The organism is Paramicrobacterium chengjingii, from assembly GCF_011751765.2.
In the GTDB taxonomy this organism is placed as follows: domain Bacteria; phylum Actinomycetota; class Actinomycetes; order Actinomycetales; family Microbacteriaceae; genus Paramicrobacterium; species Paramicrobacterium chengjingii.
This window is the reverse complement of the sequence record NZ_CP061169.1, coordinates 708,450-735,027: the sequence shown is the minus strand read 5'-3', so window position 1 is coordinate 735,027 and position 26,578 is coordinate 708,450. Positions and strand designations below refer to the sequence as shown.

The 26,578-nt window shown below is 63.0% G+C and carries 25 protein-coding genes; 4 read left to right on the top strand and 21 right to left on the bottom strand.

All coding sequences use genetic code 11. From position 1 onward, the window contains the following. The first annotated feature begins 182 nt into the window (after positions 1 to 182). Complete coding sequence (locus HCR76_RS03635) at positions 183 to 635, top strand: GH25 family lysozyme (protein ID WP_244971474.1); 453 nt, start codon at positions 183 to 185, stop codon at positions 633 to 635. Between the two features lie 157 nt (positions 636 to 792). After that, a complete protein-coding gene (locus HCR76_RS03630; RefSeq protein ID WP_166988317.1) occupies positions 793 to 2,286 on the top strand; it encodes an HNH endonuclease signature motif containing protein in 1,494 nt (497 codons plus the stop codon). Between the two features lie 91 nt (positions 2,287 to 2,377). Here HCR76_RS03630 and truA read toward each other — a convergent pair whose 3' ends face one another. The 3 genes from truA to HCR76_RS03615 form a co-directional block, all read right to left on the bottom strand. Further along, positions 2,378 to 3,259 carry a tRNA pseudouridine(38-40) synthase TruA gene (gene truA / locus HCR76_RS03625; protein WP_166988315.1) on the bottom strand — a complete coding sequence of 294 codons (882 nt, stop codon included), beginning with the start codon at positions 3,257 to 3,259 and terminating at the stop codon, positions 2,378 to 2,380. A 5-nt stretch (positions 3,260 to 3,264) separates the two neighbouring features. Then, positions 3,265 to 5,817: a phosphoenolpyruvate synthase gene (locus HCR76_RS03620; protein ID WP_166988313.1), complete on the bottom strand. Its 2,553-nt coding sequence runs from the start codon at positions 5,815 to 5,817 to the stop codon at positions 3,265 to 3,267. Between the two features lie 135 nt (positions 5,818 to 5,952). Beyond that, a complete protein-coding gene (locus HCR76_RS03615) occupies positions 5,953 to 6,330 on the bottom strand; it encodes a phosphotransferase family protein (protein ID WP_491562693.1) in 378 nt (125 codons plus the stop codon). 160 nt (positions 6,331 to 6,490) lie between these two features. Here HCR76_RS03615 and HCR76_RS03610 point away from each other — a divergent pair, with 160 nt between their 5' ends. Next, the gene (locus tag HCR76_RS03610) at positions 6,491 to 8,353 is read left to right on the top strand and encodes an acyltransferase family protein (RefSeq protein WP_166988309.1); all 1,863 of its coding nucleotides are present in this window, start codon (positions 6,491 to 6,493) and stop codon (positions 8,351 to 8,353) included. 15 nt (positions 8,354 to 8,368) lie between these two features. Here the strand turns inward: HCR76_RS03610 and HCR76_RS03605 are convergent, their stop codons facing one another. Further along, positions 8,369 to 9,409 (bottom strand): GNAT family N-acetyltransferase, encoded by a 1,041-nt coding sequence (locus HCR76_RS03605; protein ID WP_166988307.1) that lies wholly within the window; start codon positions 9,407 to 9,409, stop codon positions 8,369 to 8,371. Positions 9,410 to 9,426: 17 nt separating this feature from the next. Beyond that, entirely contained in the window at positions 9,427 to 11,460 is a 2,034-nt protein-coding gene (locus tag HCR76_RS03600) for a S9 family peptidase (protein WP_166988305.1), read from the bottom strand. A 157-nt stretch (positions 11,461 to 11,617) separates the two neighbouring features. Between HCR76_RS03600 and HCR76_RS03595 the strand changes: the two genes are divergently transcribed. Next, a complete protein-coding gene (locus HCR76_RS03595) occupies positions 11,618 to 11,887 on the top strand; it encodes an antitoxin (RefSeq protein ID WP_166988303.1) in 270 nt (89 codons plus the stop codon). Positions 11,888 to 11,948: 61 nt separating this feature from the next. Here HCR76_RS03595 and HCR76_RS03590 read toward each other — a convergent pair whose 3' ends face one another. From HCR76_RS03590 to HCR76_RS03515, 16 genes are all read right to left on the bottom strand, one after another. After that, positions 11,949 to 13,442 carry a carboxypeptidase-like regulatory domain-containing protein gene (locus HCR76_RS03590; RefSeq protein ID WP_166988302.1) on the bottom strand — a complete coding sequence of 498 codons (1,494 nt, stop codon included), beginning with the start codon at positions 13,440 to 13,442 and terminating at the stop codon, positions 11,949 to 11,951. Between the two features lie 113 nt (positions 13,443 to 13,555). Beyond that, on the bottom strand, positions 13,556 to 14,296 hold the full coding sequence (locus tag HCR76_RS03585) for a Pr6Pr family membrane protein (RefSeq protein ID WP_166988300.1): 741 nt from the start codon (positions 14,294 to 14,296) through the stop codon (positions 13,556 to 13,558). Between the two features lie 71 nt (positions 14,297 to 14,367). Next, a complete protein-coding gene (locus HCR76_RS03580; protein WP_166988298.1) occupies positions 14,368 to 16,560 on the bottom strand; it encodes a COG1361 family protein in 2,193 nt (730 codons plus the stop codon). Continuing rightward, entirely contained in the window at positions 16,557 to 17,519 is a 963-nt protein-coding gene (locus HCR76_RS03575) for a DUF4436 family protein (protein WP_166988296.1), read from the bottom strand. The genes HCR76_RS03580 and HCR76_RS03575 overlap by 4 nt, the downstream gene beginning before the upstream one ends. A 194-nt stretch (positions 17,520 to 17,713) precedes the next feature. Next, positions 17,714 to 18,298, bottom strand: a complete 585-nt coding sequence (gene rplQ / locus HCR76_RS03570; RefSeq protein ID WP_166988294.1) for a 50S ribosomal protein L17 — start codon at positions 18,296 to 18,298, stop codon at positions 17,714 to 17,716. Positions 18,299 to 18,344: 46 nt separating this feature from the next. After that, entirely contained in the window at positions 18,345 to 19,334 is a 990-nt protein-coding gene (locus HCR76_RS03565) for a DNA-directed RNA polymerase subunit alpha (protein WP_166984507.1), read from the bottom strand. A 119-nt stretch (positions 19,335 to 19,453) separates the two neighbouring features. Then, a complete protein-coding gene (gene rpsK, locus HCR76_RS03560) occupies positions 19,454 to 19,852 on the bottom strand; it encodes a 30S ribosomal protein S11 (protein WP_166984506.1) in 399 nt (132 codons plus the stop codon). 35 nt (positions 19,853 to 19,887) lie between these two features. Then, a complete protein-coding gene (gene rpsM, locus HCR76_RS03555; RefSeq protein ID WP_166988292.1) occupies positions 19,888 to 20,262 on the bottom strand; it encodes a 30S ribosomal protein S13 in 375 nt (124 codons plus the stop codon). A 153-nt stretch (positions 20,263 to 20,415) separates the two neighbouring features. Continuing rightward, positions 20,416 to 20,532, bottom strand: coding sequence for a 50S ribosomal protein L36 (rpmJ, locus tag HCR76_RS03550; protein WP_098409041.1), 117 nt, complete (start codon positions 20,530 to 20,532; stop codon positions 20,416 to 20,418). Between the two features lie 84 nt (positions 20,533 to 20,616). Further along, positions 20,617 to 20,838 (bottom strand): translation initiation factor IF-1, encoded by a 222-nt coding sequence (gene infA, locus HCR76_RS03545; protein ID WP_166984504.1) that lies wholly within the window; start codon positions 20,836 to 20,838, stop codon positions 20,617 to 20,619. A 136-nt stretch (positions 20,839 to 20,974) separates the two neighbouring features. After that, positions 20,975 to 22,120 (bottom strand): mannitol-1-phosphate 5-dehydrogenase, encoded by a 1,146-nt coding sequence (locus tag HCR76_RS03540; RefSeq protein ID WP_166988290.1) that lies wholly within the window; start codon positions 22,118 to 22,120, stop codon positions 20,975 to 20,977. Continuing rightward, on the bottom strand, positions 22,117 to 22,557 hold the full coding sequence (locus tag HCR76_RS03535; protein WP_166988288.1) for a PTS mannitol transporter subunit IIA: 441 nt from the start codon (positions 22,555 to 22,557) through the stop codon (positions 22,117 to 22,119). Before HCR76_RS03535 ends, HCR76_RS03540 begins: the two co-directional genes overlap by 4 nt. Then, the gene (locus tag HCR76_RS03530; RefSeq protein ID WP_166988286.1) at positions 22,554 to 24,098 is read right to left on the bottom strand and encodes a PTS mannitol transporter subunit IIBC; all 1,545 of its coding nucleotides are present in this window, start codon (positions 24,096 to 24,098) and stop codon (positions 22,554 to 22,556) included. The genes HCR76_RS03535 and HCR76_RS03530 overlap by 4 nt, the downstream gene beginning before the upstream one ends. Before the next feature lie 5 nt (positions 24,099 to 24,103). Beyond that, positions 24,104 to 25,771, bottom strand: coding sequence for a phosphoenolpyruvate--protein phosphotransferase (ptsP, locus tag HCR76_RS03525; RefSeq protein WP_166988284.1), 1,668 nt, complete (start codon positions 25,769 to 25,771; stop codon positions 24,104 to 24,106). Positions 25,772 to 25,813: 42 nt separating this feature from the next. Further along, positions 25,814 to 26,080 carry an HPr family phosphocarrier protein gene (locus HCR76_RS03520; protein ID WP_166988282.1) on the bottom strand — a complete coding sequence of 89 codons (267 nt, stop codon included), beginning with the start codon at positions 26,078 to 26,080 and terminating at the stop codon, positions 25,814 to 25,816. Positions 26,081 to 26,156: 76 nt separating this feature from the next. After that, a complete protein-coding gene (locus tag HCR76_RS03515; RefSeq protein WP_166988280.1) occupies positions 26,157 to 26,468 on the bottom strand; it encodes a PTS sugar transporter subunit IIB in 312 nt (103 codons plus the stop codon). Between the last annotated feature and the right edge of the window lie 110 nt (positions 26,469 to 26,578).

Below are 26,578 nucleotides of genomic sequence, written 5' to 3'. Positions count from 1 at the left end.
CCCGCTCCGTTGGGTGTTCACATGACGTGAACTCCGCAGGTGGAGGGCTCAACTACGGGTGCGTGCCAAAAAACGGGCACAGCACCAACGAGCTATATTACGTGACCAGCGACACGCGGTCAATTCGCGTCGACGGATGCTGCGAGAGCGAGACGCACTGGACTCTCCTCTAGCGTGACAGCATGCCGTCGAGAGCTCGCCACCCTGCAGATCGTGACCGATGGCGCCCAACCGTGAAACGTGTACTTCTCGGCTGCGCGGCACTGATCAAGGCAACGGAGGGCAAGGGCTTCGTCGACCCTCGCTTTGCTCAGAACTGGGATGCGGCGGCGGACTCTGGCCTGAGGCGAGGTGCCTATCACTTCTTCACGTTGTGCGCCTCGGACTCCGAACAGGCAGATAATTTTCTTGCCACTGCCCGTCCAGACGAATTCGCACTGGCTCCTGCCGTCGATCTCGAACTCATCGGGCCCTGCAAGAAGCGTCCGCCGCAGCGCGAGGTCGCCGCCGAACTCCAGACGTTCATGCACACGGTCGAGGCGGCATGGGGTCCCCCCCCCTGCTCGTCTATGCCCGCGCGTCGTTCACCTCGGAGTACTCGATCGGCACTCTGGCCGACAATCCCACGTGGGTGACGCATTTCTTCTTTCGGCCGACCGCTCTGCCAGCAGAGCCGAGCTCTCGAATTGCTTCTTCGTCCACAGGCAAAGAGTTTTGCAAGTTATCCACAATAGTGGTGTGACCAGGTGTTTATGCCGATGCAATGTCAGTGGGTCCTGGAAGACTACGGGCATGGAGAAACCCATCGGGCACAGCATCAAAGCGGTAGCGGGCATCGCGTCCGCGGCGGCTTCGCGGGTGCTCGAAACTCTGCCCCGCTCGGCTGCCGCAGCGAGCGACGATGCGCTGCTCGAGACTGTCGCCGCGCTCGGTGAGCTGGGGCGCGCCCAGCAGACCGCTCTCGCTCTCGTGGCTTCGGAGGTCGCGACGCGGTCGGTGAAGTTGGATGGCGCGCAGACGCTTGCGTCCCGGAACGGGCAACGTGATGCGATCGGGCTTCTGCAATCGACCGCCCGCATCTCGCACGGTGCGGCCCGCCGCGCTCTTGCTTACGGCGACGCCATCTCCGTCGACTCGAGCGTTTCCGGGGCGCCGCTGCCACCCCGCTGGAGCCACATTGCCGAAGCAGCGTTTGCCGGAACGATCGATGCCGAGGCCGCGACTCCCATCATCCGGAGTCTCGAAGAGGTGCGTCTTTCGGCCGATCCGGAGATGCTGGATGCCGCGGAGGACGGCATGATGCGGATCGCCTCTCAGTCGACCCCGGAGTACTCCACGCAGCAGATGCGCGTCTGGAAAGAAGCACTCGATCCCGACGGCGCGAGGCCGAGAGAAAAGGCACAGCGCCAGGCCCGGTTCTTTCGCATCGGCCAGGTCAATGATCAGGGGATGACTCCGATTCGTGGGCTCCTCACCCCGGATGCAGCGGCACGACTCAACGCAGCAGTCTCCACGCACACCAATCCGCGCGCCCGTGTCATCTTCAGGCCAGCTACTGAACGAGACAACACGGCTGCCTCTCACGACATCAACGACAACGATGCCGCCCGCGTCGGCGCTCACGATCTCGACCCGCGAACACGAGGTCAGAAGCTGCACGACATCGTCGACGGATTAATCGGCTCTGGCCACCGCGCCTCGGTCACCGGTGCTGGCAGCCGCCGGGCGCAGACCGAGGTGATCGTGACGACCACGCTTGACGAACTTCGAAACGGTAGCGGTGTGGGCTGGGCCAACGGCGCTGACGAGCCCCTCGGTCCCATCACCACGGAACGCATCCTCTGCGACGAAGGCTACCGGCGGATGCTTCTCGGCGACAACGGCGAGGCTCTCTGGCTCGGCCACACACAACGTGCCTTCTCACCGCAGCAGAAGCTGGCGATCGCCGCCCGTGACGAAACCTGCGCCTGGCCCGAATGCGACATGCCCGCAGACTGGTGCGAAGTCCACCACGCGAAGCATTGGAGCCAGGGCGGGCCCACAGACATCGACGATGGACTGCTGCTCTGCAGCGCCCACCACCATATGCTGCACGCCCAGAACTGGGTGATCAGCATGCAAGACGGCATTCCGTATCTGACGCCACCCGCGTTCATGAGACTCACGGGCGAACCAATCAGACTCGGACGCAACCGACCACGCCAGGTCAGCCGCACACGCCGCACCAGAAGACGCCGGCGCGGCACCGCACGAGCTGGCGGTGCCGATCCGCCCGACAGCAGCTGAGACGCAGCCTACAGAACACACAGATACCGTGCCCCGGCGCGGAAAGTCACGCCAATCGTACGACCGGGCTGCCCGAGCGAGCGACATCAGTTCAGTTCAGCGTGCGTTTGGCGCGCGTGAGTTCGGCGCGCGCAGCCAGCAGATCGTCTTCGGGGTAGCCGACCTGCACAAGAATGAGGCCGTGCGCCGGCATCACAGCAAACGCACTCGTGCGTGCACCGGCATCCCTGAACCGCACAAGATCAGCGGCAGTGAGCCGACCTTCGCCCACTGAGACGCAGGCCCCCGTCAACGAGCGAACCATGCTGTGACAGAAGGCATCGGCCTTCACCTCGGCGACGACATAGCCGGCGTCGTCCCGGCTCCAGCGAAAATCCTGCAGCGTGCGAATCGTCGTAGCGCCCTCGCGCGGCTTGCAGTACGCGCCAAAGTCGTGGAGCCCGACAAGTTCGCGCGCGGCAGCATCCATCGCCTCAACGTCGAGGGTCGCCGGATGCCACACCACAGTGTTGCGCTCAAGCGGATTGCGTCCCGTCACAGCGTCGGCAATTCGATAGGAGTATCGCCTCCACGATGCCGAGAACCGCGCGTCGAAGCCATCGGGAACCTCGCTGGCATTCGTGACCACAACGTCAGAACGCCGACCGAGCACACCGTTGATGCGGCGCGCGAAGACCTCGCCGGAACTCTGAGTCCCAGCATCCCGACGCTTCTGCCTCGTCAGTGCCTCGACGTGCCGCGCATGCAGATCCACATGCGCTACCTGCCCAGTCGCGTGAACTCCTGCATCCGTGCGCCCGGCGACGGTCAGTCCGGGTTCATCGCCCCGGCGACCAAAAAGTCGGGCGATGGCGTCCTCCAGCACGCCCTGCACGGTGCGCAGGCCGGGTTGCCGCGCCCACCCAGAGAAGTCGGAGCCGTCGTACGCGATGTCGAGCCGGAATCGTGTGGCGAGCGGATGCTGATCGGTCACGGCGCTCAGTCTATCGACACCGTGCCCTCGAGCAGCTCGACAAATCCATCGGTGCCGTTCACCCGAATTCGCTGCCCATCACGGATGAGCCTCGTGGCATTCTCCACCGCGACGACAGCAGGCAGCCCGTATTCACGAGCGATCACCGCGCCGTGAGTCATCACGCCGCCCACCTCCGTGACCAGCCCCGCGATCCCGAGAAACACGGGCGTCCAGCTCGGGTCCGTGAATGCTGTCACGAGGATGTCACCCGGCTCAAGGTCAGCGTCGCCAATATCACTGACGACGCGAGCTCGGCCCTTAACAGTCCCCGCAGAGACCGCGAGACCAGGAAGTGCGCCGGCCGGCACGTCATCGCGATGGTACGCACCGCTGATCGTCTCGCCCACAGAAGTGAGCAGCCGCGGCGGCGTCAGCGTCTCGTCTCGGGCGAACTCGTCGCGTCGTCTGTGTATGAGCACGTGATCGACCTGCTGCGTGCGCACGGCCTGCTGCAGTTCGTCAAAGCGCAGAAAGAAGATGTCGTCTGCCTGTCGCAGAAGTCCGGAACGCACCTGACGTTGCGCCTCGCCGAGCAGCGCCCTGCGGTATTCGGAGTATCTATTGATCATGACGTACTTCGGATATTCGCGGTACCCCGTGTACGCCCGGAGCCGCCTGATTGCATCCTCCGTCTCGGCCACTTTGCGTTCGCCGTCCGGAAGCTCTCTCAGCCGCATCAGCACCTCATCGCGCTTCGCCAATGCCTGCAGCCGTCCGTGCTCAAAGCGTCGCGCACTTTCGCCAGGCGCGACATTGTCGATGTTCGCCACAAGCGCGGGAACGAGAAGCTCCGGGCGTTCATCCCACCGCTCGCGCGTGACGTCGATCTCGCCGACACAGCGCATGCCGTAGTCGTCGAGAAACGCGCTCAGTGCAGCGGCAGCATCCGGTCCCCCTGCACGAGCTCGCAGGTCGTCGAGCAGTCGCCCGTCGGTCACGGATCCTGAGGCCACATTGTTCAGGTGCGCGACGACATCCGCGTGCGGGCGCATGGCATCGGCGACGTCCAGCAGTGCGAGGCCCATCTCGGCAGTCACATTATGCGGCACAGACTGAGCAAGAACATCGGCGGCGTTCGTCTCTCCCAGCCAATCGCTCAGCGTCTCATTGAGTGTGCGCGACGCTTCGATTCCCGCCATGAGCACCTGCATGCTCTGCGGATCACTCACCAGGCGTCGGAGCTCGCCGATGTCTGTCAGGATCGCGTCGAACAGGGCCGGTCCCGATTCATGCCGGATGTTGCGGCGAAACGCCGCGATCGACTGCTCTGCGGTGGCGATTAGCTGTTCGACGGCTCCGGGTTCCGGCTCGGCCGTCGCTTCTCCGACGCCCGGAGGCATGGGTCCCGGGTCGGAGCCAGGCTTCAGCGGCACGATGTCGCGATTGATCACGGTCTGCAGCGCGTCGGCGATCAGCGGCTCCGATGCCCCGAGCCCACGGGTGAGACCCGTGCGTCCCTCGGGAGTGGTGAGCATCGCCGTAATGTCGACGAACAGCCGGCTGCCTGCCTCCGCCATCGTGCGCAGCGCCGTCAGCTGCCAGACTGAGAGCCCGAGCGGCTTCATCGCGTCGGTCATCATCTGCTGATGGCCGACCGACGCGTACACGTGGATGCCGTCGTCAGGAGCTGGCGGAAGCGGGTAGAGGGTCGTGATCGGACGGCTCTGAACGATGAAGAACGTGCCATCTGCACAGCACCATTCGATGTCTTGCGGCCCGCCCATGTGCTTCTCGATTCGGCGCCCGAGCTCGACAAGCCGAACGACCTGGGACTCTGCCAGCACGGGTTCGGTCGCCGTCTTGGATGCCGAGACGATCTCGCCGTCACGCACGGTGTAGGAATCTGCCAGCACTTGACCGGAGACGAAGCTGTCTCCGAGGCCGCGGACGGCCTCCACTGTGGCGATCGTGCGATTCGACGTCACCGGGTCGGCGGTGAACAGAACTCCTGCAGCATCCGCCGGCACCATGCGCTGCACGATGACGGCCATGTCGACGGTCCCGTGGTCGATATTGTTCGCCACCCGGTATGACACGGCGCGTTCCGTGAAGAGGGAGGCCCAGCAGCGCCTGATGTGATCGAGAATGCGCTCGAACCCCATCACGTTCAGGTATGAATCCTGCTGGCCGGCAAAGGATGCTGACGGCAGATCCTCTGCCGTCGCACTGGATCGCACGGCATACGCTCCGTCCTCGCCCAGCGCCACGTGCGCATCGGCGATCGACGTCACGAGGTCGCTCGGAAGCTCGATGCTCTCAACCGCGTGCCGCAGCGACGCGCTGACCTCGGCTAGCGCGCCGCGGTCATCGGCGGTCAAGCGCGACAGTACGGCGAGTGACGCGGCAACGACAGGGGACGCCGCGACGACGCGCTGGTAGGCCTCGGTCGTCACGCAGAAGCCATCGGGCACGTGCACCTCGCCCACTCTCATCAGTTCACCGAGGTGAGCACCCTTGCCACCGACAGTTTCGACCATTGTGCGTTCGACATTCGCCAGCTTCAGTATCTCGGCCATCGTGCTCCCCCTCGCGATCCGCCACAACAACAGATCATCGATTATGAACCAAAAATCCGCGCCTCATGAGGCGTGCCGATCTGCGATAAAATAAAAGCAACGAGGGATCAGCGGGCATGCACCGCAGGAGTCAGCTCAGAACCGGGCAATTGCCTCAGTGAGCAGCCAGTGGCCGTGCGCCTCAAATTCGTCATCGCCCACCTGGAACGCCCAGCACGCTGTTCCGATCGCTTCGCGCAGCAGCTCCATTGGCCAGATGCGCTCATCACGCGGGTCGTCACCATAGCCAGCCACGAACTCCGCCTCGAGAGCGGAATTCTCGCGCCACTGCTTCATTGCGATGCGGCACAGATCCGTCGAGGGCGGACGAAACGCAAAGCGACCGAAATCGATGACGCGCAACCACTCGTCGTCGATCAGCCAGTTGCGCGGCTGCCAGTCGCCGTGCGTCGGTACGACAGTGATCGGCATCGGACGATACAGCGAGAGGATGCTGCGAGTCTCTGCCTCGATCGCGGGAGAAATGCGGTGGTCGCCGGGTGCTGCTCGACAAAGTGAGACGAGACGTTGTCGAGAAGTCCGCGATGCCAGGTGCTCATCGCATCAGGCTAGAGCATCTCGGCTGCGGCTCTCATGCGCCATTCACTCTGCCGCGTTATCCTCGATCGGTTCCATGGTGACTTCAGCTTCTTCCCTCCCTCAGCCCGCCGCCCGCATTCACTACGCGGGCTTGGACGGGCTGCGCGCGCTCGCCGTAGCCGGGGTGCTTGTCTACCATCTGTTCCCCGGCGCGCTTCCCGGCGGCTTCATCGGCGTTGACGTGTTCTTCGTCATCTCGGGATTTCTCATCACAAGCCTGCTCATGCGAGAGCATCACACGCAGGGCCGCATCAGCCTCAGCGGATTCTGGACACGGCGCGCTCGTCGAATTATTCCTGCCCTCGTTCTGGTCGTCACCGCATCGACAACGATCGCGCTTGTGATCGGTGGCGACGTGCTCGTTCGCATCGGGAGGCAGATTCTCGGTGCGGCAACGTTCAGCTACAACTGGGTAGAGATCACGACAGGCGGCTCGTACTTCGACGCGCTCTCCCCCGAAATGTTTCGCACACTATGGTCGCTCGCCGTCGAGGAGCAGTTCTACATCGTCTGGCCCCTGCTTCTGCTCGCCCTCCTTCTTCTGCCGTCACGGTGGCTGCGCGCTGGCGTGCTTGTCGCGGCATCCATTGGCTCCGCGCTCTGGATGGCCCACCTCTTCGCGCCCGGGGCCGATGCGACTCGCGTCTACTACGGCACAGACACGCATGCATTCGGCCTACTGATCGGCGCCGCCCTCGCCGTGCTGCTCGAAGGCCGTCTCGGCGCTGGACTGCCGCGCTCGAACGGCCGGGCAACGCGTGTCACGTTCGACGTGGCCGGCACCATCGCGCTCGTCGGCGTGGGGGCGCTGGCGTTCTCGCTCGGAGATGGCGACGACTTCACGTATCGCGGTGGTCTCGCGCTCGCGTCGCTGCTGACAGTGATCGTGATCGCCGCGGCGATCAGACCCCGCTCGGTGCTGGGCTCTCGGCTTGATGCCGGTGCCCTGCGCTGGCTTGGGCGCCGCTCATACGGTGTCTACCTCTGGCATTGGCCCGTCTTCACCCTGACGCTCGCGGTGAGCGGCTCGACAGCAACGCAGGCGCCACCCGTCACCGCATCGCTCGTCGCCATCGTCATCACTCTTGCGGCCTCAGAACTGTCATTCCGCTTTGTCGAGACGCCCGTGCGCACCCGAGGCTTTCGCGACTGCGCACGCGCGCTCACTCGAGCCGTGCGCACCAGCATTCCCCGCGCCGCGGTCTCTATCGGGATCGTCGCTGTCGCCCTCGTGCTCGTCGGCTCTACGGGCACCGCCATGGCCGTTTCCCCGCAATCGTCGTCTGTGGAGCAGCTGATCGCCAACGCGCAGAAGTCCTCACAGACGAAGACTGCACCCCCGAAGACGCCAGCGAAATCGACGGTCACCGGTGAGAACATCACTGCCGTCGGCGATTCGGTGATGCTTGCCGCCGCACCGGCGCTCGAAGATTCACTGCCTGGAATTGACATTGACGCGTCGGTATCGCGATCGATGTATACCGCGCCCGGCATTCTGGAAGATCTGGAACAGCAGGGGCGACTGCGCAGCACCGTCATCATCGGTCTCGGCACGAACGGCCCCGTCAACGAGTCGACTCTCGACGAGATTGTCGAGATTATCGGCCCGGAACGGCACCTCATTCTCGTCAATGCCTATGCGCCCCGGGACTGGATCGAGGGCGTCAACGCTGAGCTCGATTCCTTCGCAGCGGCGCGTCGCACATCGGTCATCGCCGATTGGAGTGACGCCATCGACCCGCGCGCGACGGAGCTGCTTGCCGCCGACCGCATCCACCCCGGCTACGAGGGCGGAACCGTATATGCAGAGGCAATCATGCGCTCCCTGCAGGTGCTCGCCGACCTGCCTCCCGCCGTGACGGAGCAGTACGGTTACAACCTTCCGGTCGTTCGCTGAGCAGCATCCGCCCGGCTACACCTCGAGAACGTACGAGTACCCGCGGTCGCCGGCGACAAAGCCCATGCGCTCGTAGAGCGTATTGGCACCGGTTGGGCTCTCGGAGTCCACGTCGAGGGTTGCACGCTCGATGCCGGCATCGCGCAGGCTCTGCAACGCCGCGGTGATGATCGCCGGGGCGAGCTTCTCGCCGCGATGGTCGCGCACCACACCGATGTACTCGATGTATGCCTTGGAGTACCCCGCAGCCTCCCAGTCACGCTTGTTCACGGAGACGAGGGCAAACGCGACGACACGACGCTCCCCGGCATCCGTCTTCTCGACCGCAACGCGGCTGAGGTCTTTGCGAAACTCCGGTGACGACGTCATGTGCTCCCAGCGCTCTTGCGTCGTCGGCTGGCTGCCCCAGTGATCGCGGAATGCGTCGTTGCGCGCACGTCGCGACGATTCGACGAGCTCGTCGTCAAGGGGGACGATGCGCACGTCGGCCATCGGCTCGATAATCTCGACGGCGTCAGACAGTCGCCGCTCCATCTCGGTGAAGTAGCGCGTGAGCGTGAATCCAGCGCGCTCGCTGAGATGCTGGCCCGCTATGTTGCCGTGCTCCTGGTCAACCATGATCCAGCCGGGAAGAGCGTGCGGCGACGCCGACAGCAGCTGCAGAGCACGGTCGCGCTGCCACGCAAGCAGCTGTCGCCCGATGCCGCGGCCTCGCCATGTTGGGTGAACTGTGCCCTCGAGGTACACCTGCACTCGCGTCGACTTCGCCTGCGCCTCGGCGACGACTCCCGCGGCGATGAGCACGCCCGAGGCACTCTCGCCCACAAGCGTGTCTGTGGCCATGATGAGCTCCGACGACTTCAACGCGTTCTCCACCTGCGCGCGGGTTGTGGTTGATGCCGGATGATCGACGCGATCAGCGGCATCCATCAACACCATCATGGCGTCGAGGTCGTCGAGGGTCGCCGGCTTCCACCGAGCGATATCGGGATGCTGCGGGAGCTCGAGCTCTGGCGACGCGACACGGTCACGGAGAGCAGTACTGGTGACGGTCATGCCTTCAGTTTAACGAATCAGCCCAACGTTGCTGGGCGCTCGCTCACACCCGAACGAACATGAGTGTCGAGAAAACCGAGGAGTGTCTCGTACCAGACCTGTGCGTTGCCTCGCCCGAGAATCCAATGCCCTTCGTCGTGGAAATACAGGTAACGGTGCTGCGTGAGCCCGTCGGCGTCTCGCGGCGTCGCCGACCTGCTCAACAAGTCGTACCAGAGCTGCTGCCCCTGCGCGATCGGCACGCGATAATCGCGGTCACCGTGGATGACGAGCATCGGCACCTGGATGTCCTCGACAAAACGGTGCGGCGAATACTGCTCGTTCTGCACCCGCATCGGCTCGTCCCAGCCATCGTTGTCCGTCGTCGATCCCATCGATTCGGTGTTCCAGAGCGACGCATGCGTGACGATGCAGCGAAACCGCGTCGCCGTGTGTCCTGCCACCCAGTTCGCCATGTACCCGCCGTAGCTTCCGCCCGCGAGTGCCGTGCGATCGCAATCGATGTCGTCACGTGCAATCGCAGCGTCCGTGAGCGCCATGATGTCGGTGAAGGGCACTCCGCCGAGCTGCTGCTGGCCGCGGTCGATCATGTGCTGCCCGTACCCGGTGGAGATCGCCGGGTCGGGAAGCAGCACGGCATAGCCGGCGGCGACGAATGGGTTGGGGTTCCAACGGTACGTCCAGGCGTTCCACGAGCCCCACGGACCGCCGTGTGCGAAGACGACAAGCGGATGCGGCCCCTCGCCGCTCGGCACGCGCAACCAGGCGCGCACTGTCGTTCCGTCTTCCGCCGTTGCGGTGATCTCGCGCAGCTCTCCCGGAGCGTCGAGCGCGTGCGCCGGGTTCGGCAGATCGGTCACCGCGCCTGTTACCGGGTCAATGGCCACGGGATGCGGGGCGACGTCGACTGCTGAGGCAACAGCGACGAGGCGGTCGCCCTGCACCGCGAGTCCGGTGAACGCGCGCTTCTGCGCAGGGCCGCCGGCCAGCCTGCGCGGCTGGGCATCGTTCAGCCCGCCGATCCACACCGACCCGCGACCGGTGTCGTCACTCACCGCTGCGATCGTCGCATCGTCGAGCCACACCGGGGCAGCCCAAAAGTCGTGTTCCGGCCAGAGCTCCGAGACATCTCCCGTGGTCAGGTTGAGCAGCTGAAGGCGAGCACTGAGGCTCTGCCTGGCCGTCCAGTTCGTAAAGCGCCCGATCACGGCGCGCGTTCCATCGGGCGAAATGGGTCCTGCCTCGGCCTCGTCGACACCGTCGGGGTCTGCGTCGATCAGAAGGCTCGGCTCGCCGCCACGCAGATCGATGCGCCACACCTGCACAGCCATGAGCTTCGAGGGGACGCTGATCTGCATCGTCGCAAGTGCGAACGTCCCGTCTTCGGCGAGCGTCCAGTCGGTGAGGCGCCCGTAAGGCATTCGTGCATACGTGAACTCGAGTAGCTGCGGCACAGGCTCGTCGTCGGAATCCGGCTTCGGGGCAGGGCGTTCGGTCGCCGCATCGAGATCCGTGGGAAGCGTGGACACGGCAAGCACGCTTCGCGTGGGACCAAGATCACTGTCCCAGTATCGCGTCGGAAACCCGGAGTGCAGAGCTGCCGAGACCTTCGCCTCGCTGCGCTTCTTCGACAGGTCGGCATGTTCCTTCTCCGTCGCCGCCTGCGAGTGCACGGCAAGCTCGGCGACGACGATTCGGCCTGCCGCACGCAACGCGCCGAACCCTCCGGGCCGAGACGCAAGCTGACGTGCTTCTCCGCGCAGCGGGAGGCTCCACACTGAGCCGTCCCGAGCCTCGGAGCCGTCCTCACCGATGCGCTTCGAGACGAACAGCACGTGCCCGTCGTCGGTGATCGTTGGCGAGGATGCTGACGCCTCACCGCGCGTGAGCGGCACCGCCCCGGCATCGGTGAGTTCGACAAGACTCGACACGTAGGCGTTACTCTGGGCGCCCAGAGTGGAGACCGCCCCAATGAGGCGGCCACCGCGTGTGGCCGTGAGCCCGTTCAATCGTGTGGCGTTGAGAAGTTCGGTAATCACGTTGGTAGTCACCCGGCCGAGTCTAACCGCCCCTCGACACGTTCGCCGGAGCCGTGCGTCTCTGCCTTTGCTCGCCGAATCTTCTCCTCGACGACTGAACACTCGAGACGACTGCAGGTCGTGAATCCATCGTTCTAGAAACGGTCAGCAGCACAATGATGGTGCGAAAATGCGATCACGAGTAGCGTATGGCTTGGCGCACGTGGCGCCCTCGAACAAGGAGGATGTTGTGGGGCTAGACGACATTACGAATAAGGCCAAAGAGTTTCTCAACGACAATAAAGTCAAAGAGGCTCTGAATAGCGAACAGGCTGAAGGAATCAGCGACAAGCTGCTCGACGGTGTAGCCGATGCAGCAAACAAGGTCACGGGTGGGAAGTTCGACTCCAAGATCGATGACGCACGAAACGCCGCAGATGAAAAGATCGGCGACGAATAGCGCCGACCTCGACGTTACAATGCCCTTGCCAGCCCAGCTGGCGAGGGCATCGTACGTAAAGCTATCGGCTGCGACGACGGGAGCGAACGGCTGAAGCGAGTGAACCGACACCGCCAAGACAGATCGAGAGCACGGCGGCCGTGAGAAGACCGTGCACCGTCGTGGATTCCACGCCCGTCACAGGGAGTATTTCCTGATCGGACGAGTTCGGCTCCCTCGGCGTGGAGGAGCCATCGGTTGGATCTGTGACTCCGGGCGGATCGGTCGGATCCGTGGGGTCAGTTGGCGTTGTGTCGGTGAGATGGAAGGCGATCGGCGACGGCGCTGCACAGTTGACCGTCACCAGCTGGGTCTCCGGTGAAACCGCAGCATTCGCCGGAGGCGTTACGCGAAGCTCGTAATCGCCTCTTGCGACGTCGGCGAAGCTGAACTGGCCCGACGCATTTGTCACGGTCTCGATGGCTGGTTCATCTCCCTCCGCCGAGGTCAGGCTTACGTTCAGAGCCTCAGCCGAGGGTTCGCCCGCCACCGTGCCACTGACGGTGAATGAACTGCTGATGTTCAGCAGTGCCTCGGTGACGTCCGTCTCACTGACATCGACGGGAACGGGCGGTGACGTTGAACCCGGTATAAGGCTGTCAGGGTCGACACGAACCGCATAGTCAGAACGCGCGGCTACCTGAGGGAAACCGAAGCTTCCGTCGCTTTCGACGCCGGTCGACGCGACGACACTGCCTTCTGCATCCAGAAGTTGCACGTCGACGGGGCCATTCTGAACGCAGTCAGCGACAACCGAACCGGAGACTGCGCGCGTTACTGTCGCAAACCAAGTCTGGTAGGTAGGAAAACCAGATTTCCACTCGGCAGTTACTGTCAGTGAGGCGAGCGGAACAGACGGCATGAACCACGCAGACGCACCCGCCGTGTCACACTCGTCTTGCGCCTGCGGGCAGTCGAGGTTCTGCATGGTGTAGGACGTCGCTGTCTGAGAGATATCAGGCACACCAAATGCGGGCGGCGGTGACACACACGACGGGCTACCCGTCTGACCGCAGTAGTTGAATGCCTCGACCAGGTTGAGGTTCTCGGCCGAAACCGGAGCTCCTGTCGCATCGGTCGCCGTCACGGTAATAATCTCGGCATCGATGTCACCCAAGCTGAAGCCCCAACCCTCAGCCGGGGTCGGAGTGTCAAACGAGTATGTCGTTGTCGACGGTGCACCCGCACGGTTCGCCGCCGGACGCAAGCTGATGTAAGGCTTGTCCCGACTCGAGCCGAATTCCGCGCCGAATGTCGTGCTGTCGGGAATCCACGTCGATGAACCGCTCGGAACCATCGTCGCTGAAGCCAGCGAGTCACTCTCAAACGTCGCCTGGGGAAATCCCTCCGGAAACCCGACAGTGCCGGTGAACGATCCACTCGCCCCCTCGACACCCCACGTTGCGTAGCCATCCGAAGGCGCCGCACTCGCGGGCACTGAAGTAAGTGGCAAAACCGATAGACCGATGAGCGCACCCAGAACGACGGGGACGCGTTTGAGCCGAAGTTCTTTCATCGAATGGTCCTCTTCGCATCCTTGGGGTGCCTGCGCGTGGGAGCGACGGCACCATCCGTAGTCAACAACGTAGCGCGAATTCGCCGCTCACGGAATAGTTCGAGACATCGCAATCATCGTGAAGGGCGTACCTCATCAGGAGCTCGGTCGCTCTCACGATGCGGCTCAGAATCGAAGAACCGTCGAGAAAACCAGATCACGCCGCTCGCCACCAGCAGAATAGCGACAGCGATCGCGACAACGTAGATCGCCACGGTGCCATATCCGCCCGGGCCGTTTGGGTTCAGAAACGGGTACGGGTACCAGAACGTCGCGCCGGTCCCTTGATCGAGAATGAGGGGGCCGCGCACCAATGTGTACGCCGCCCACACGATCGGATAGACAACGATGATTCCGACGCCTTTCCACCGAACGGCACGGCCATCCGGCGCAAAGATCCAGTCGAGAAGCAGATACAACGGCGCGATGAGGTGCAGAATCTCGTTCGACCACCCCACCGTCGAGCCCTGAGGCAGTTCTATACCTCGAAGGAGAAGATTGTAGACGATTCCCGTCGTGACCATGTATGTGGCCGCAGAGGCCCGAAAATACAGAAACCAACGTGGACGCCGGTTCCGCACGATGAATACTGCCCCAACCATGAGCACCACGGCCGCGAGAACATTGGATTGAATCGTGAAGAAACTGAGAAAGTTGGCAACATCCAGATCGATCCGCTCGTCTCCGCGCGTCCGCCAGAACCCGATGCTGGTTGCCAGCTGTCCGACAACCGCAGCGGCGATCCCGATACTCACTGCTGAACGCGCAATCGCAAATGTGAGCCGTCGCGTCACGCCTTCTGCGGACTGGTCCATTCGATGATTCCTTTCAATTGTGATGCCTCAACAGCCGCACCATCGGCGGTTCGAGGCGCAACGATGTGCCGTCAGCTCTTCACACGTCGCCGCTTTCTCTCCACTGCCGTTGCGGCCAGTGCATAGAGCATGAGCGCCAGAAGCGGCAGGAATGCACCGGGAAACTCTGTGATGTCGAATGTTGTGATCGAGTCGGCGAACTCCTCCGCTTCATTGTGCGAACGCACATTCGTCGTGACAGTGATGGAATTGTTCTGCGATTCCTGGGACGAGTCGACTGTGATCTGCTGACGAGCGATATCTGGTGCGTTTAAGGCGTCGGCAAACACACGTACCGTGAGCTCGGCGCTTTCCCCTGGTTCAAGGTCAATGGTGCATGCGAAAGCAAGCGTCGACACCATGCACACGCCGCCAGTTTCCAGAGTCGCAGCGCGGTAGATCATCCCTTTGTTGATCGTGCTACCCAGTTGAACGGTCACCGACTCATCGGCCCCATTCGGCCCGAGCGTGCCGCGCATCGTTGCAACGGTTCCCGGCTGAATATTCGCGGCACCGAGAGAAAGCGAAACGGGCAATGCCGTTACGTCAGCCAGAGGCGAAACCATACTTGGCGGAGGAGCTTCATCATCTGACGGCGGTTCATCAGCCTCCTTCGAGTCGTCTGGGGAGCTTGGTGTCGTCGACCTCGGCGGTGCCGAACCAGGAGGCGCTGAAGCATTGGGGGGCGTACCCGGGTTCGATGAGCCCGGAGGAGGAGCGCCCGGGCCGGGAGGGACGGGGGGCACAGCAATCGTCACCGTGTAGTCGTCGCTGACAGGTTCCGGCTGTCCGGCGCTCGTCGCTGTGCTGGTCACAGGGAGCGAGCTGCCGTCTGCGAGAGACTCGGACAATGTCATTGAATACGCAATCTCGACGTCGTCACCTGGCGCGATGTCGCCGACAGCGCATTCCAACGACGCATTCAGCGTGCAGCTCGATGGGTAGTCCGACAGAGTGGCACCGGACGGATAGTCGATGCTCACCACCGTGTCTAGAGCCGCCCCCGGGCCAGCATTTGTGACTGTCGTCGATCGTTCAAGCGTCTCACCCGGCTCAGCACGTGCCGAGGCACCCGCTGACACACTCAAGTCCGATTGGATGCCGGGGAAGACAAGCTGAAGAGGATCGCTCGTGCTCTTCATGCGATGGTTCGCGTCAGTGGAGCTCGCCAGAGTCGTCGATAGCGAGACAGTTCGGTCATTGGCCGATTGGGACATACTCACAGATGCCAGCATCTCGAGTGCGCACGTCTCGCCGGGTTCGAGCGCTCCCGGCGAAGAGATCAGCGCTCCCGAGCCGTCTGCGCCGGCAGCAAGCGCACAGGCCTGGGAGCTTGCCGATGTCTGCGTCAGGCTGTTCAGGGTGACACCCTGCTCGTCGAAGGCTTGCGCAAGGTCGCCCGTGACTGCGGGGTAGAGCGCAGCGCCGGTCGACTCTGACGTGTTATCGACGGTAGCCGTCAGAGGCACCTCATACGACACCTCGCCCGAGTCCGCCACTGTCGGCTCGCCGACGCCCGACGACGACAGACCTACGTCGCCGCTCTGGCATGCAACGGGCGGCGTCACAAGAAAGCCGGCGTCTGATCCGCTCCCCGATGCAGAAAGCTGAAGCGTGATCTGGTCGACAGGCGAACTAAACCACACATCAGCTGCATATTTGTCTTGCTCATCTGGTAGCCCAGAAATCGCACCGCCCACGACATGCGCTGAGTTGCCGACGACAGATGCGCTCGTGTTTCCCCCACCACGTACCGTCGTATCGGGAGTGACAGCTGTGCCGTCGAGGCTCCCCGCAACGTCAATAACTGACGGAGACTGTATTCCGCCAACGGTGAACTCGACAGCTTGGCTATGCGGAAGGTCGATGGTGAGTGTCATTGCCTTCCCAGCGACGACGCTTGGGAAGCCAAGGGCGTCTGTGCCTCGATATTGAGAGCCATAACCGTCGGGTGAATACGTCGTGTACTGCGCACCGCCGGCCACCCCATTAATCGTGCCCGTCACTCCCGGGTAGGCAGAGATTTCCGTCGCTGGCGAATAGCTTGCGCCGTTGCTTGCCGCACCGCTGCCCTGGAAACCGAAGACCGGTGTCACTGCCGCGTCTGATACGCCGCAACCCAAACGGTCAGAAAATGACACGTCTGCGCGAGCGGGTGCCGCCGGGGCAACCACAGCTGCGGTCGCGAAGACGGCCGCAGCTAAGAACAAGGCAGATCTCTTCACGCGTCGGCTTCTTCATCGAGCGCCCTCCGGCGAAGTATCGTCGACTCCCTCCAAAGCATGTACCCTCCGGTCCACACGAGCATGACGGCGACAAGCGCGATGCAGGGAAATAAGACGATGAAATCGAGAGCAGTGCCGATCGGCGGGGCTCCGGGCATTGCACTGCGAAGAGCCGGAAAAGAGAGCATTGTTGCCGACAGCCAGATGACATTTGAGAATTCAAGCTTGTGCCGCAGTAGCGCGCTTCCAATGGTAACGACTGCCATGAGCGTCGTGAGCAGTATCGCGAGCAGATAGAACGCGACAAGCGCAATGCTCAAGACGTCTCTATGCCCATCGAGAGAGACCGGGTAATGAACGCCGTCGGCGTCGATATTTGCGTCTCCGATGGTTCCTGCCAATATCCACGGGCGCGCGGAGTTCTCCAGATCAACAACGAAAGGAATCGGCTCGCCCGTCTGCTCATCGCGAACACTGAGCTGGAAGTTCGCGTATGGCTCATCGAGAGGGTACGTGCTGTCACCACGATCGAGCGAGAGAGTGAGAGCCGTCGGATCAACGATGGACTCACCCGGATATGTGACGACAGATGTCGTGACGCCTCCGCTGGCCACTTCAATACGTAGGCTCCTCGACATCTCGCCCGCTTTGTCGCCAACAAGCGTTCCGTGCGGAACGGGCAAAACGTTCGCCTGTAATTGACGATTCGTGAGATCGATGTCCTGAACCTTCATCTGAAGAGTCAGATAATTGGCGCTGGTGGCTGTGTTCGAACCGGAAAAAGGAACAGTTGCAGAGAGGTTCAGGGCGCCGCTGACGCTGACCAGAATGTAGTAGACGATGAGCAGCACGACAGCGATCGATAGGATCCATGGAGCGGGATTCCGCCGCTTCTTGGGAGGTGGCGCCTCATCCGGTTCGTCCGGACCATTGTCAGCGAGCAGCGTCTCAACTGTCATTGCTAGGCTCTCCCCATTGCGCGAAGCGTATTTTTGACGACCTCTTGAATGCTACTGGTGAAACCGCATTCCCGCGCCCCCACCAAAGCAGATGTGCAACAAATGTTGCTAGTACGCATGGCCAGGTAAGCACGGACGAAAGGCAAAGGCCCCGCGAATCGTGAGATTCTCGGGGCCTTAATGCAGGATGCGTGTTACTTGGCGTCGTCCTCGGACTCGGCATTGTCGTCAGCAGCGTCCTCGGCGGGAGCCTCATCGGCTGCAGCCTCGGTCGACTCCTCAGCTGCGTCCTCCACCGGAGCCTCGGCGGTCTCCTCTGCAGGAGCCTCCTCGACCTCGGCCTCTTCGACGGGCTCTTCAGCCGTCGGAGCAGCAGCCTTCGAAGCGTCAGCCTTCTTCGCAGGCTTCGCCTTCGGCGTGACGGGCTCGAGAACGAGTTCGATCACGGCCATCGGTGCATTGTCGCCCTTGCGGTTGCCGATCTTTGTGATGCGGGTGTAGCCGCCTTCACGCTCAGCGACGAGCGGAGCGATCTGCGTGAACAGCTCGTGCACGACGCTCTTGTCGCCAATGGTCGACAGCACGCGACGTCGCGAGTGCAGGTCACCGCGCTTGGCGAATGTGACGAGACGCTCGGCGAACGGACGAAGACGCTTGGCCTTGGTCTCGGTCGTCGTGATGCTCTTGTGAGTGAACAGGGCCGCCGAAAGGTTGGCGAGCATCAGGCGCTGGTGCGCTGCGCTGCCTCCGAGGCGGGGTCCCTTGGTGGGCTTAGGCATTGTCGTGTTTCTCCAGATTGATCTCGGACCGTCTTACGACTGACCGTCAGTTGTTCTCGTCTTCGTAGCCCGAGTAGAAGTGTGCGCCGTCGAACCCGGGAACCGAGTCCTTGAGCGACAGCCCCATCTCGACGAGCTTGTCGCGAACCTCGTCCACCGACTTCTGACCGAAGTTGCGGATGTTCATGAGCTGCGTCTCGCTGAGTGCGACAAGCTCGGAAACCGTGTTGATTCCCTCGCGCTTGAGGCAGTTGTACGAACGCACCGAGAGGTCGAGGTCTTCGATCGGAACCGACAGCTCGCTCGAGAGCACCGTCTCGGCTGGCGCAGCCCCGAGCTCGATTCCCTCTGCCTGGTTGTTGAGTTCCTTCGCGAGGCCGAACAGCTCTACCAGCGTGCTTCCGGCGGAAGCGATCGCGTCGCGCGGCGTGATTGCCTGCTTGGTCTCGACGTCGACGACGAGACGGTCGAAGTCAGTGCGCTCACCTGCACGCGTCGCCTCGACGCGGTAGGTGACCTTGAGAACGGGCGAGTAGATCGAGTCGACCGGAATCTGGCCGGCCTCGGAGAACTCGTTGCGGTTCTGCGTCGCCGAGACGTAGCCGCGGCCACGCTCGATCGTGAGCTCGAGCTCGAACTTCGCCTCTTCGTTCAGCGTGGCGATGACGAGCTCGGGGTTGTGCACCTCGACGCCGGCCGGAGCCGAGATGTCGGCGGCAGTGACCTGGCCGGAGCCCGTCTTGCGCAGGTACGCGGTGATCGGCTCGTCGTGCTCGCTCGAGACAACGAGACCCTTGACGTTGAGGATGATCTCGGTGACGTCTTCCTTCACACCAGGAATGGTGCTGAACTCGTGCAGCACACCATCGATGCGGACGCTGGTGACAGCGGCTCCGGGAATCGACGACAGAAGCGTGCGACGAAGCGAGTTGCCGAGGGTGTAACCGAAACCGGGCTCAAGCGGCTCGATGACGAAACGGCTGCGGAACTCCGAGATGTTCTCCTCGGTGAGCGATGGACGCTGTGCAATAAGCACTATGTATTCCTTTCGGCTAAGTGTCCGCTATATGACACTTGCGTTGACGGGATATTGAGTTGTGTTAACCGGCGAGAATCGAGCCGGGGTGAACCGGCCCGATCTCGGGTGTGAAGTGCTTAGACGCGGCGACGCTTGGGCGGACGGCATCCGTTGTGCGCCTGCGGCGTGACGTCGTTGATCGAACCGACCTCAAGGCCAGCGGCCTGAAGTGAACGGATCGCCGTCTCACGACCGGATCCCGGTCCCTTGACGAAGACGTCAACCTTCTTCATGCCGTGCTCCTGCGCCTGGCGAGCGGCAGCCTCGGCTGCCATCTGAGCGGCGAACGGCGTCGACTTGCGCGAGCCCTTGAAGCCCACGCCACCAGACGAGGCCCAGCTGATGACGGCGCCAGACGCGTCAGTGACGGAAACGATCGTGTTGTTGAACGTCGACTTGATGTGGGCCTGGCCCTGTACGACGTTTTTCTTTTCTTTCTTACGCGGCTTGCGGACGGCCGACTTGGGTGCTGCCATTGGTAATCTCCTGAATCCTTAAGGCGAAGCTCGACCTAGCGAGCCTTCTTCTTGCCGGCGACGGTGCGCTTCGGGCCCTTGCGGGTGCGCGCGTTGGTCTTCGTACGCTGGCCGTGCACGGGGAGGCCGCGACGGTGGCGGATGCCCTGGTACGAGCCGATCTCGACCTTGCGGCGGATGTCAGCGGACACCTCACGGCGAAGGTCACCCTCAACCTGGAAATTGCTCTCGACGTAGTCACGAAGGGCAATCAGCTGGTCGTCAGTGAGGTCCTTGACGCGAATGTTTCCGTCAATGTCAGTGTCGGCGAGGGCTTTGAGCGCCCGAGTGCGGCCGACACCATAGATGTACGTCAGTGCGACTTCCACGCGCTTATCGCGGGGAATGTCTACGCCGGCGAGACGTGCCATGGTGGCTTCTCCTAGGAGTATGTGGAGGTGTGGAGCAGTTTCGGTGCCAGGGCCTCCGACCCTGGGTGTCCCTCGCTGAGCGTTTCCGCTGTGCCGAGTTCTCGAAACTGCCTGTTCTTATTGTGTTGTCGTGGCGCGGCGTAGCCGCGTCTGCTAGCCCTGGCGCTGCTTGTGGCGCGGGTTGCTCTTGCAGATCACCATGACGCGTCCGTGGCGACGGATCACCTTGCAGTGATCGCAGACCTTCTTGACGCTGGGGTGGACCTTCATGTTCTTCCTTCGATTCGCTGTCCTCGTGAAGAGCCATTCGCGCCGTCAGGCGTGGCAGTGCTCAACCGTTACTTACAGCGCGACTTACTTGTAGCGGTAGACGATCCGGCCGCGGGTCAGGTCGTAAGGGGTCAGCTCAACGATCACGCGGTCCTCCGGGAGGATGCGGATGTAGTGCTGGCGCATCTTGCCCGAAATATGGGCAAGCACCTTGTGACCGTTGCTCAGCTCAACGCGGAACATCGCGTTGGGCAGCGCTTCGATCACGGCTCCTTCGATCTCGATGACACCGTCTTTTTTGGCCATAGCCTCACTGTCGCTCAGGTTCGTCGCACTGGTCGTGCGTTGGATTTCGATGCGGACGAAACACGCCAGCGGCGTGCACAATGCACCAACGAATTATCTTATGTGATAAAGCCCGGCTTCGCCAGTCGAGATCTCGTCACTCACGTGTAACGGCGGCGACCTCGGCGCAAATGCGATCGAAGAGCGGATGCCCCGGCTCAAGTCCGGTGACCTGAGCGGTGAACTCCGCGGCATCGAGCGATTCGAGCAGTTCCGCCATTTCTTGGCTCTGCGCGTCGTCAGCGACGTGAAACTGAAGCGCGGCGCCGATAGCGTCGATGAGCGCATCCGGAGAGTCCCCACGCTCGGCAATTGCTGCGGCCGGCCCGATGAAGCGCTCGTTGCGGCTCAGCTTGCGTAGCGGCTCGCGTCCAACACGCTGGACGGTATCCGGAAGATATTCGTTCGTGAAGCGTGACAGAATCTTCTCTCGATATGCCGTCTGCTCGTCTGTCTTGAGCCCGTGCACCGCGACGAGGTACTCCGACGTCTCTTCGAGCACTCGACGCACCTTGTCGTGCACGCGTGGGTCCGCGGCAGCATCCGCGACCTTCTCGTGACCCGCGAGGAATCCGAAGTAGGCGGTCGTCGCGTGACCCGTGTTCACGGTGAACAGCTTGCGCTCGATGTACGGCGCGAGATCGTCGACGAAATGCGCACCGGGCAGCGTCGGCTCGGCGTCGTCGAACGGCGTGCGTTCGACGACCCACTCGTGAAATGCCTCGACGGTAACGTCTATCCCTGCGTCGGCGGCCTGCGTCGGAACGATGCGGTCGACCGCGGTGTTCGCGAAGACAGCTCGCTGTGCGATCGCTCTCCAATCGGCGCCCGCGTTCTCCTCCACGTGCGCGCGAAGGGTATCTGTTGCGCCAATGGCGTTCTCACAGGCCATCACCGCGGCGGGGGCGAGATCATCACTGCGAGCCGCCAGCCCCTTGGCTATCGCTGGGGCGATGAAGCGAAGCACGTTCGGCCCGACGGCCGTCGTGATGACATCGGCTGTCGCCAACTCGGCGACGAGACGCTCCTCGTCTTCCGCCGAGTTAACAGCGCTGAAGCCGGTGACGACGAGGTCGTTCCCGCCGTCACCCACCTCGTGCACGGTGTAGCTGTCTGCACGCTGCAGCGCGTCGATCAGCTCGGGGTTCACGTCGGAGAAGACAACGTCGTACCCGGCATCGTGCAACAGAAGTCCGATGAAGCCGCGGCCGATGTTCCCCGCCCCGAAGTGAACTGCCTTCATTGGTCGTTGACCTCCTCCAGCAATGTGTAGAGCGCATCGGCATCCGCCGCATCAATCAGCTGCTGCACGGAGTCTTCCTCGGAGAACACGATCGCGATTTTCGACAGAATCTCGAGGTGCTCGTTCTCGACACCGGCGATGCCGACGACGAAACGCACCTCCTCGCCATCCCAGTCAATGGGGTTTGCGTACCGAATGAACGAGAGCGCTGAGGCCTTGATCTCGTTCTTCGCATCGTTCGTTCCATGCGGAATGGCCAGGTAGTTGCCCATGTAGGTCGAGACGGTCTCTTCACGCTCGCGCATGGCATCGACGTAGGCGTCGGTGACGGCTCCGGCGGCAACGAGCACGCGGCCCGCCTCGGCAATCGCATCATCGCGGGTCGTGGCGCTTCCGTCTGCCACCACGTTGCCGACCGTCAGAATCTCGCTGCTCATTGCTGCTCCCCCTCGGTGCTTTCGGTTCCCTTGCTCTCGGCAACCCGCTGCACGACTTCTTCGTACCTCGGGCTGTTCATGAAGTTGTCGACAGACACGTGAATGGAGTTCGGCGACTTCTGCTTCGCGCGGTCCGTGAGTTCATTCTGCGTCACGATCAAGTCGGCGTCTCCCGTCAGGTTGGCGATCGCCTGATTCGTCACCTTCACGTCGGTGACACCGGCCTTCTTCAATTTGTTGCGAAGAACGGATGCTCCCATGGCGCTCGAGCCCATTCCGGCGTCGCACGCGAACACGATGTTGTTGATCGGGCCCGTGGTCGTCGTGGTTCCGCTGTCGGTCTGAGCCGCGGCATCCGTCTCGCTTCCCATGGTGCCGAGAACACTGGACTTCTTGCCCTTGTTGGCTTCGGTCTTGGCGATGGCGTCGCTGAGGTCTCCTGCGTTCTCACTCGCGAGGTCGCGCTTGCGTGACGCCCGCAGGATGATTGCCGAAATGAGGAACGACACGGCGGCGGCACCGATCACCGAGAGGATCACGCCGACGTAGCTGTCCGGGGCCGTCTGAATGAGCACGGCGATGATGCTGCCGGGGGATGCCGGTGCCCGCAGACCTGTCTGGAACGCCGCATTGATCGCGACTCCCGTCATGCCGCCGGCGATGGCCGCGATGATGATCATCGGCTTCATCAGCACGTACGGGAAGTAGATCTCATGAATGCCGCCGAAGAACTGGATGATCACAGCACCCGGCGCGCTCGCCTTCGACATGCCGACTCCGAAGAACATGAACGCCAGCAGAATTCCGAGTCCCGGGCCGGGGTTCGCCTCGATGAGGAACAGAATCGATTTGCCCTGTTCCGTCACCTGCTCCACGCCGAGCGGCGTGAATACGCCGTGGTTGATGGCGTTGTTGAGAAACAGCACTTTGCCCGGCTCGACAAGGATGCTGGCAAGGGGCAACAGGTGCAGGTTGACCAGCCACCCAACGGCAGTTTCCAGTACGCTGCTGAGCCAGGTGACCGCCGGCGCGATTCCGAAGAACCCTGCAAGCGCGAGCAGCCCGCCGAGAATGCCTGACGAGAAGTTGTTGACGAGCATCTCGAAGCCGGCTTTGATCTTGTCTTCCCAGATCGAATCCACCTGCTTCATCAGCCAGGCAGCGAGCGGGCCCATGATCATTGCGCCGATGAACATGGGAACGTCGCTGCCGACGATGACACCCATGGTGGCGATGACGCCGATCACGCCACCGCGCACCTCATAGACCATCTTGCCGCCCGTATAGGCGAGCAGCAGCGGGAGCATGTACGTGATCATCGGGCCGACGATGCCGACGTAGGCGTTGCCATCGGCATCCTCGCCGAAACCACCGAGCTGAGGAACGGGCGTCCACCCAGTCTCGATGAAGAACGCTGTGATCAGCCCCCAGGCGATGAACGCTGCGATGTTGGGCATGACCATGCCCGAGAGGAAGGTGCCGAAGCGCTGCACGTGAACGCGGGCCCCGCCCTTCTTGGCGGATTCGGACGTCGTTGTCATTGTGATCAGTCTTTCTGTAGAGAGGATGCCGCGTCAGTCACGGCGGCTCGAGCCGAAGCCGCATCCGCCGCATCACACGCGATCTGTGCCAGGTGCTGCGCAGCATCGCCGTCGAACCGCGCGAGCGAGAGTCGAACATCGGCGAGCGCCGACGGCGACATCGAGAGGGTTGTCGCGCCGAGTCCGACGAGCACAACGGCGAGCAGCGGGTCTGCCGCGGCTTCGCCGCAGATTCCCACCGGTTTTCCCGCTTCGGCACCGGCCTGACCGACGGCGCCGATCAGTTGAAGCACTGCCGGGTGCCACGGGTCTTGAAAGCTCGCCACCGTGCCGAGGAGCCGGTCGGCCGCAAGCGTGTATTGAGTGAGATCGTTCGTGCCGATCGACGCGAAGTCGCTTGCCGCGAACGCACGCTTGGCCAGCAGTGCGATCGAGGGAACCTCCACCATGATTCCGGCGGTCTTCAGGCCGAACTCGTGCGCGAGATCAACGAAGTACTCGGTCTCTTCAACAGTCGACACCATCGGGGCCATCACCCAGAGGTCTGCTTCAGTCTGGGCGTCGGCCGCGGCGAGGGCTGCGAGCTGATCCCGCAGAATGCCTTCCCTTGCGCGCAGCGCCCTCAAGCCGCGGAGCCCGAGCGCGGGGTTCTGCTCATCAGCGTCATTGAGAAAGGGAAGCGGTTTATCGGCGCCCGCATCGAGCACGCGCACGGTCACCTTTTTGCCGGCGAACGCCGAGAGAACACGCACATAGTGCTCAGTCTGCTCGTCGACGCTTGGTGCTGTGTCGCCCGCGTCGAGAAACAGAAACTCCGTGCGAAAGAGGCCAACGCCCTCGGCGCCGAGTTCAACCGCGTGAGCGGCGCCATCCCCCGAGCCGAGGTTGGCGAGCAGCGGAATGGGAGTGCCATCGGCGAGAGCGCCGGGAGTCACGGGGGCGGATGCGGTCTGCTCGCGTTCGGCGATACGCGCACGTGCGTCGGCGACAGCATCCGCTGACGGGTCTGTCGTCACCGTTCCTGCGGCCGCATCGACGATCACTGCAGTTCCGTCGTCAATCGTGAGCGCGTTAGCCGTTCCGACCATCGCGACGATCGATTTCTCTCGGGCCAGGATGGCCGTGTGCGACGTCGGTCCGCCGTCGCTCGTGACGAGAGCGAGCACTTTGTCGAGATCGAGTAACGCCGTATCGGCCGGCGCAAGGTCGCGGGCCAGCAGCACGAAGGGCTCGTCCGGCTGCGGCACACCGGGGGCGGCGACACCGCTGAGGTGCGCGATGACCCTCTGCGACACGTCGTCGAGATCGGCAGCCCTCTCGCCGAGGTAGCCTCCCATCGCCGCCAACTGGTCGCGAAACGACGCGAACGCTTCGTAGACCGCCCGCTCCGCCGTCTTACCGGCATCCGTCGCCTGCATGACGAGCTGCATCAACGACGGATCTTCCGCCATCATCGCCTGCGCCTCGAGCACATCGCTCGCGGTACCTCCGGCCTTCTCGCCGCGCTCTTCGAGATCACGCGCCACCGCAGACATCGATGTACCCGCACGTTCTGCCTCCTCGGCAGGCGTGCGCGTGCTCGACGCGGTATGCGGCTCTGGCAGAGGATCGGGCATGCGCACCGTCGTTCCGACGGCGACGCCTTGACCGATACCTGTTCCCGTGAACTCCATCAGCGACCTCCTCGTGCTCGCGAGGCCGCACGCATTGTGCGGTCAGGCCTCGTCTTGATCAGTGACGAGCAGCTCCTCGAGCTCGCCGAAAATGCGCTCGGCATCATCGCCCTCGACCGAGAGCGTGACTTCGTCACCATGGTCGACGCCGAGCGAGATGACTCCGAGGATGCTCGCAGCGTTGACCGACTTGTCACCCTTGCGGAGGGTGACTGTCGCGCCGCTTGACGCCGCAGCCTGAGTGAAGAGCTTGGCCGGACGAGCATGCAGCCCATGCGACGATCCGATTCTGATGTTCCGTTCCACCATGTGGTCCTCCTACGTCGCCGTGGGCTGTGATTGTCACCATAGTCTGAGTGTGTGCGCAGGCACAACGATTGCGGTGTCATGAGTTCGCTCCTGCCGCCGTGAGCGCGAGGTCGAGGGCGTCGTCTCCCTTCGGCGCCGTGAACACCGACTCGGGCATCACGGCAAGCGCTGTGCCCGCCTTCTTCGCCGTGCGTTCCAGGTCGCTCGCGCTCTCGGCCAGATGAGCGCCGAGCAGCAGAACATCGGCGTCGGCAAGCGCATCGTCGACGTTGTCGAGGGCAATTGCCTTCGCCGTGACGTCAAGCCCGCGGGATGCCGCGGAACGCCGCACACGCAGGGCAATGAACGTCGATGACGCTCCTGCCCCGCATACAACGATGATCTGCATGCCAATGAGTCTGCCTACTCCCGCAGACGGCGGCCAGCAGAGGCGTTTCCGCCCGGGCGGAAGTCTGTCGATTGTCGAATGTGCTTCGCGAGCACGGCGAAGCCTGGTTG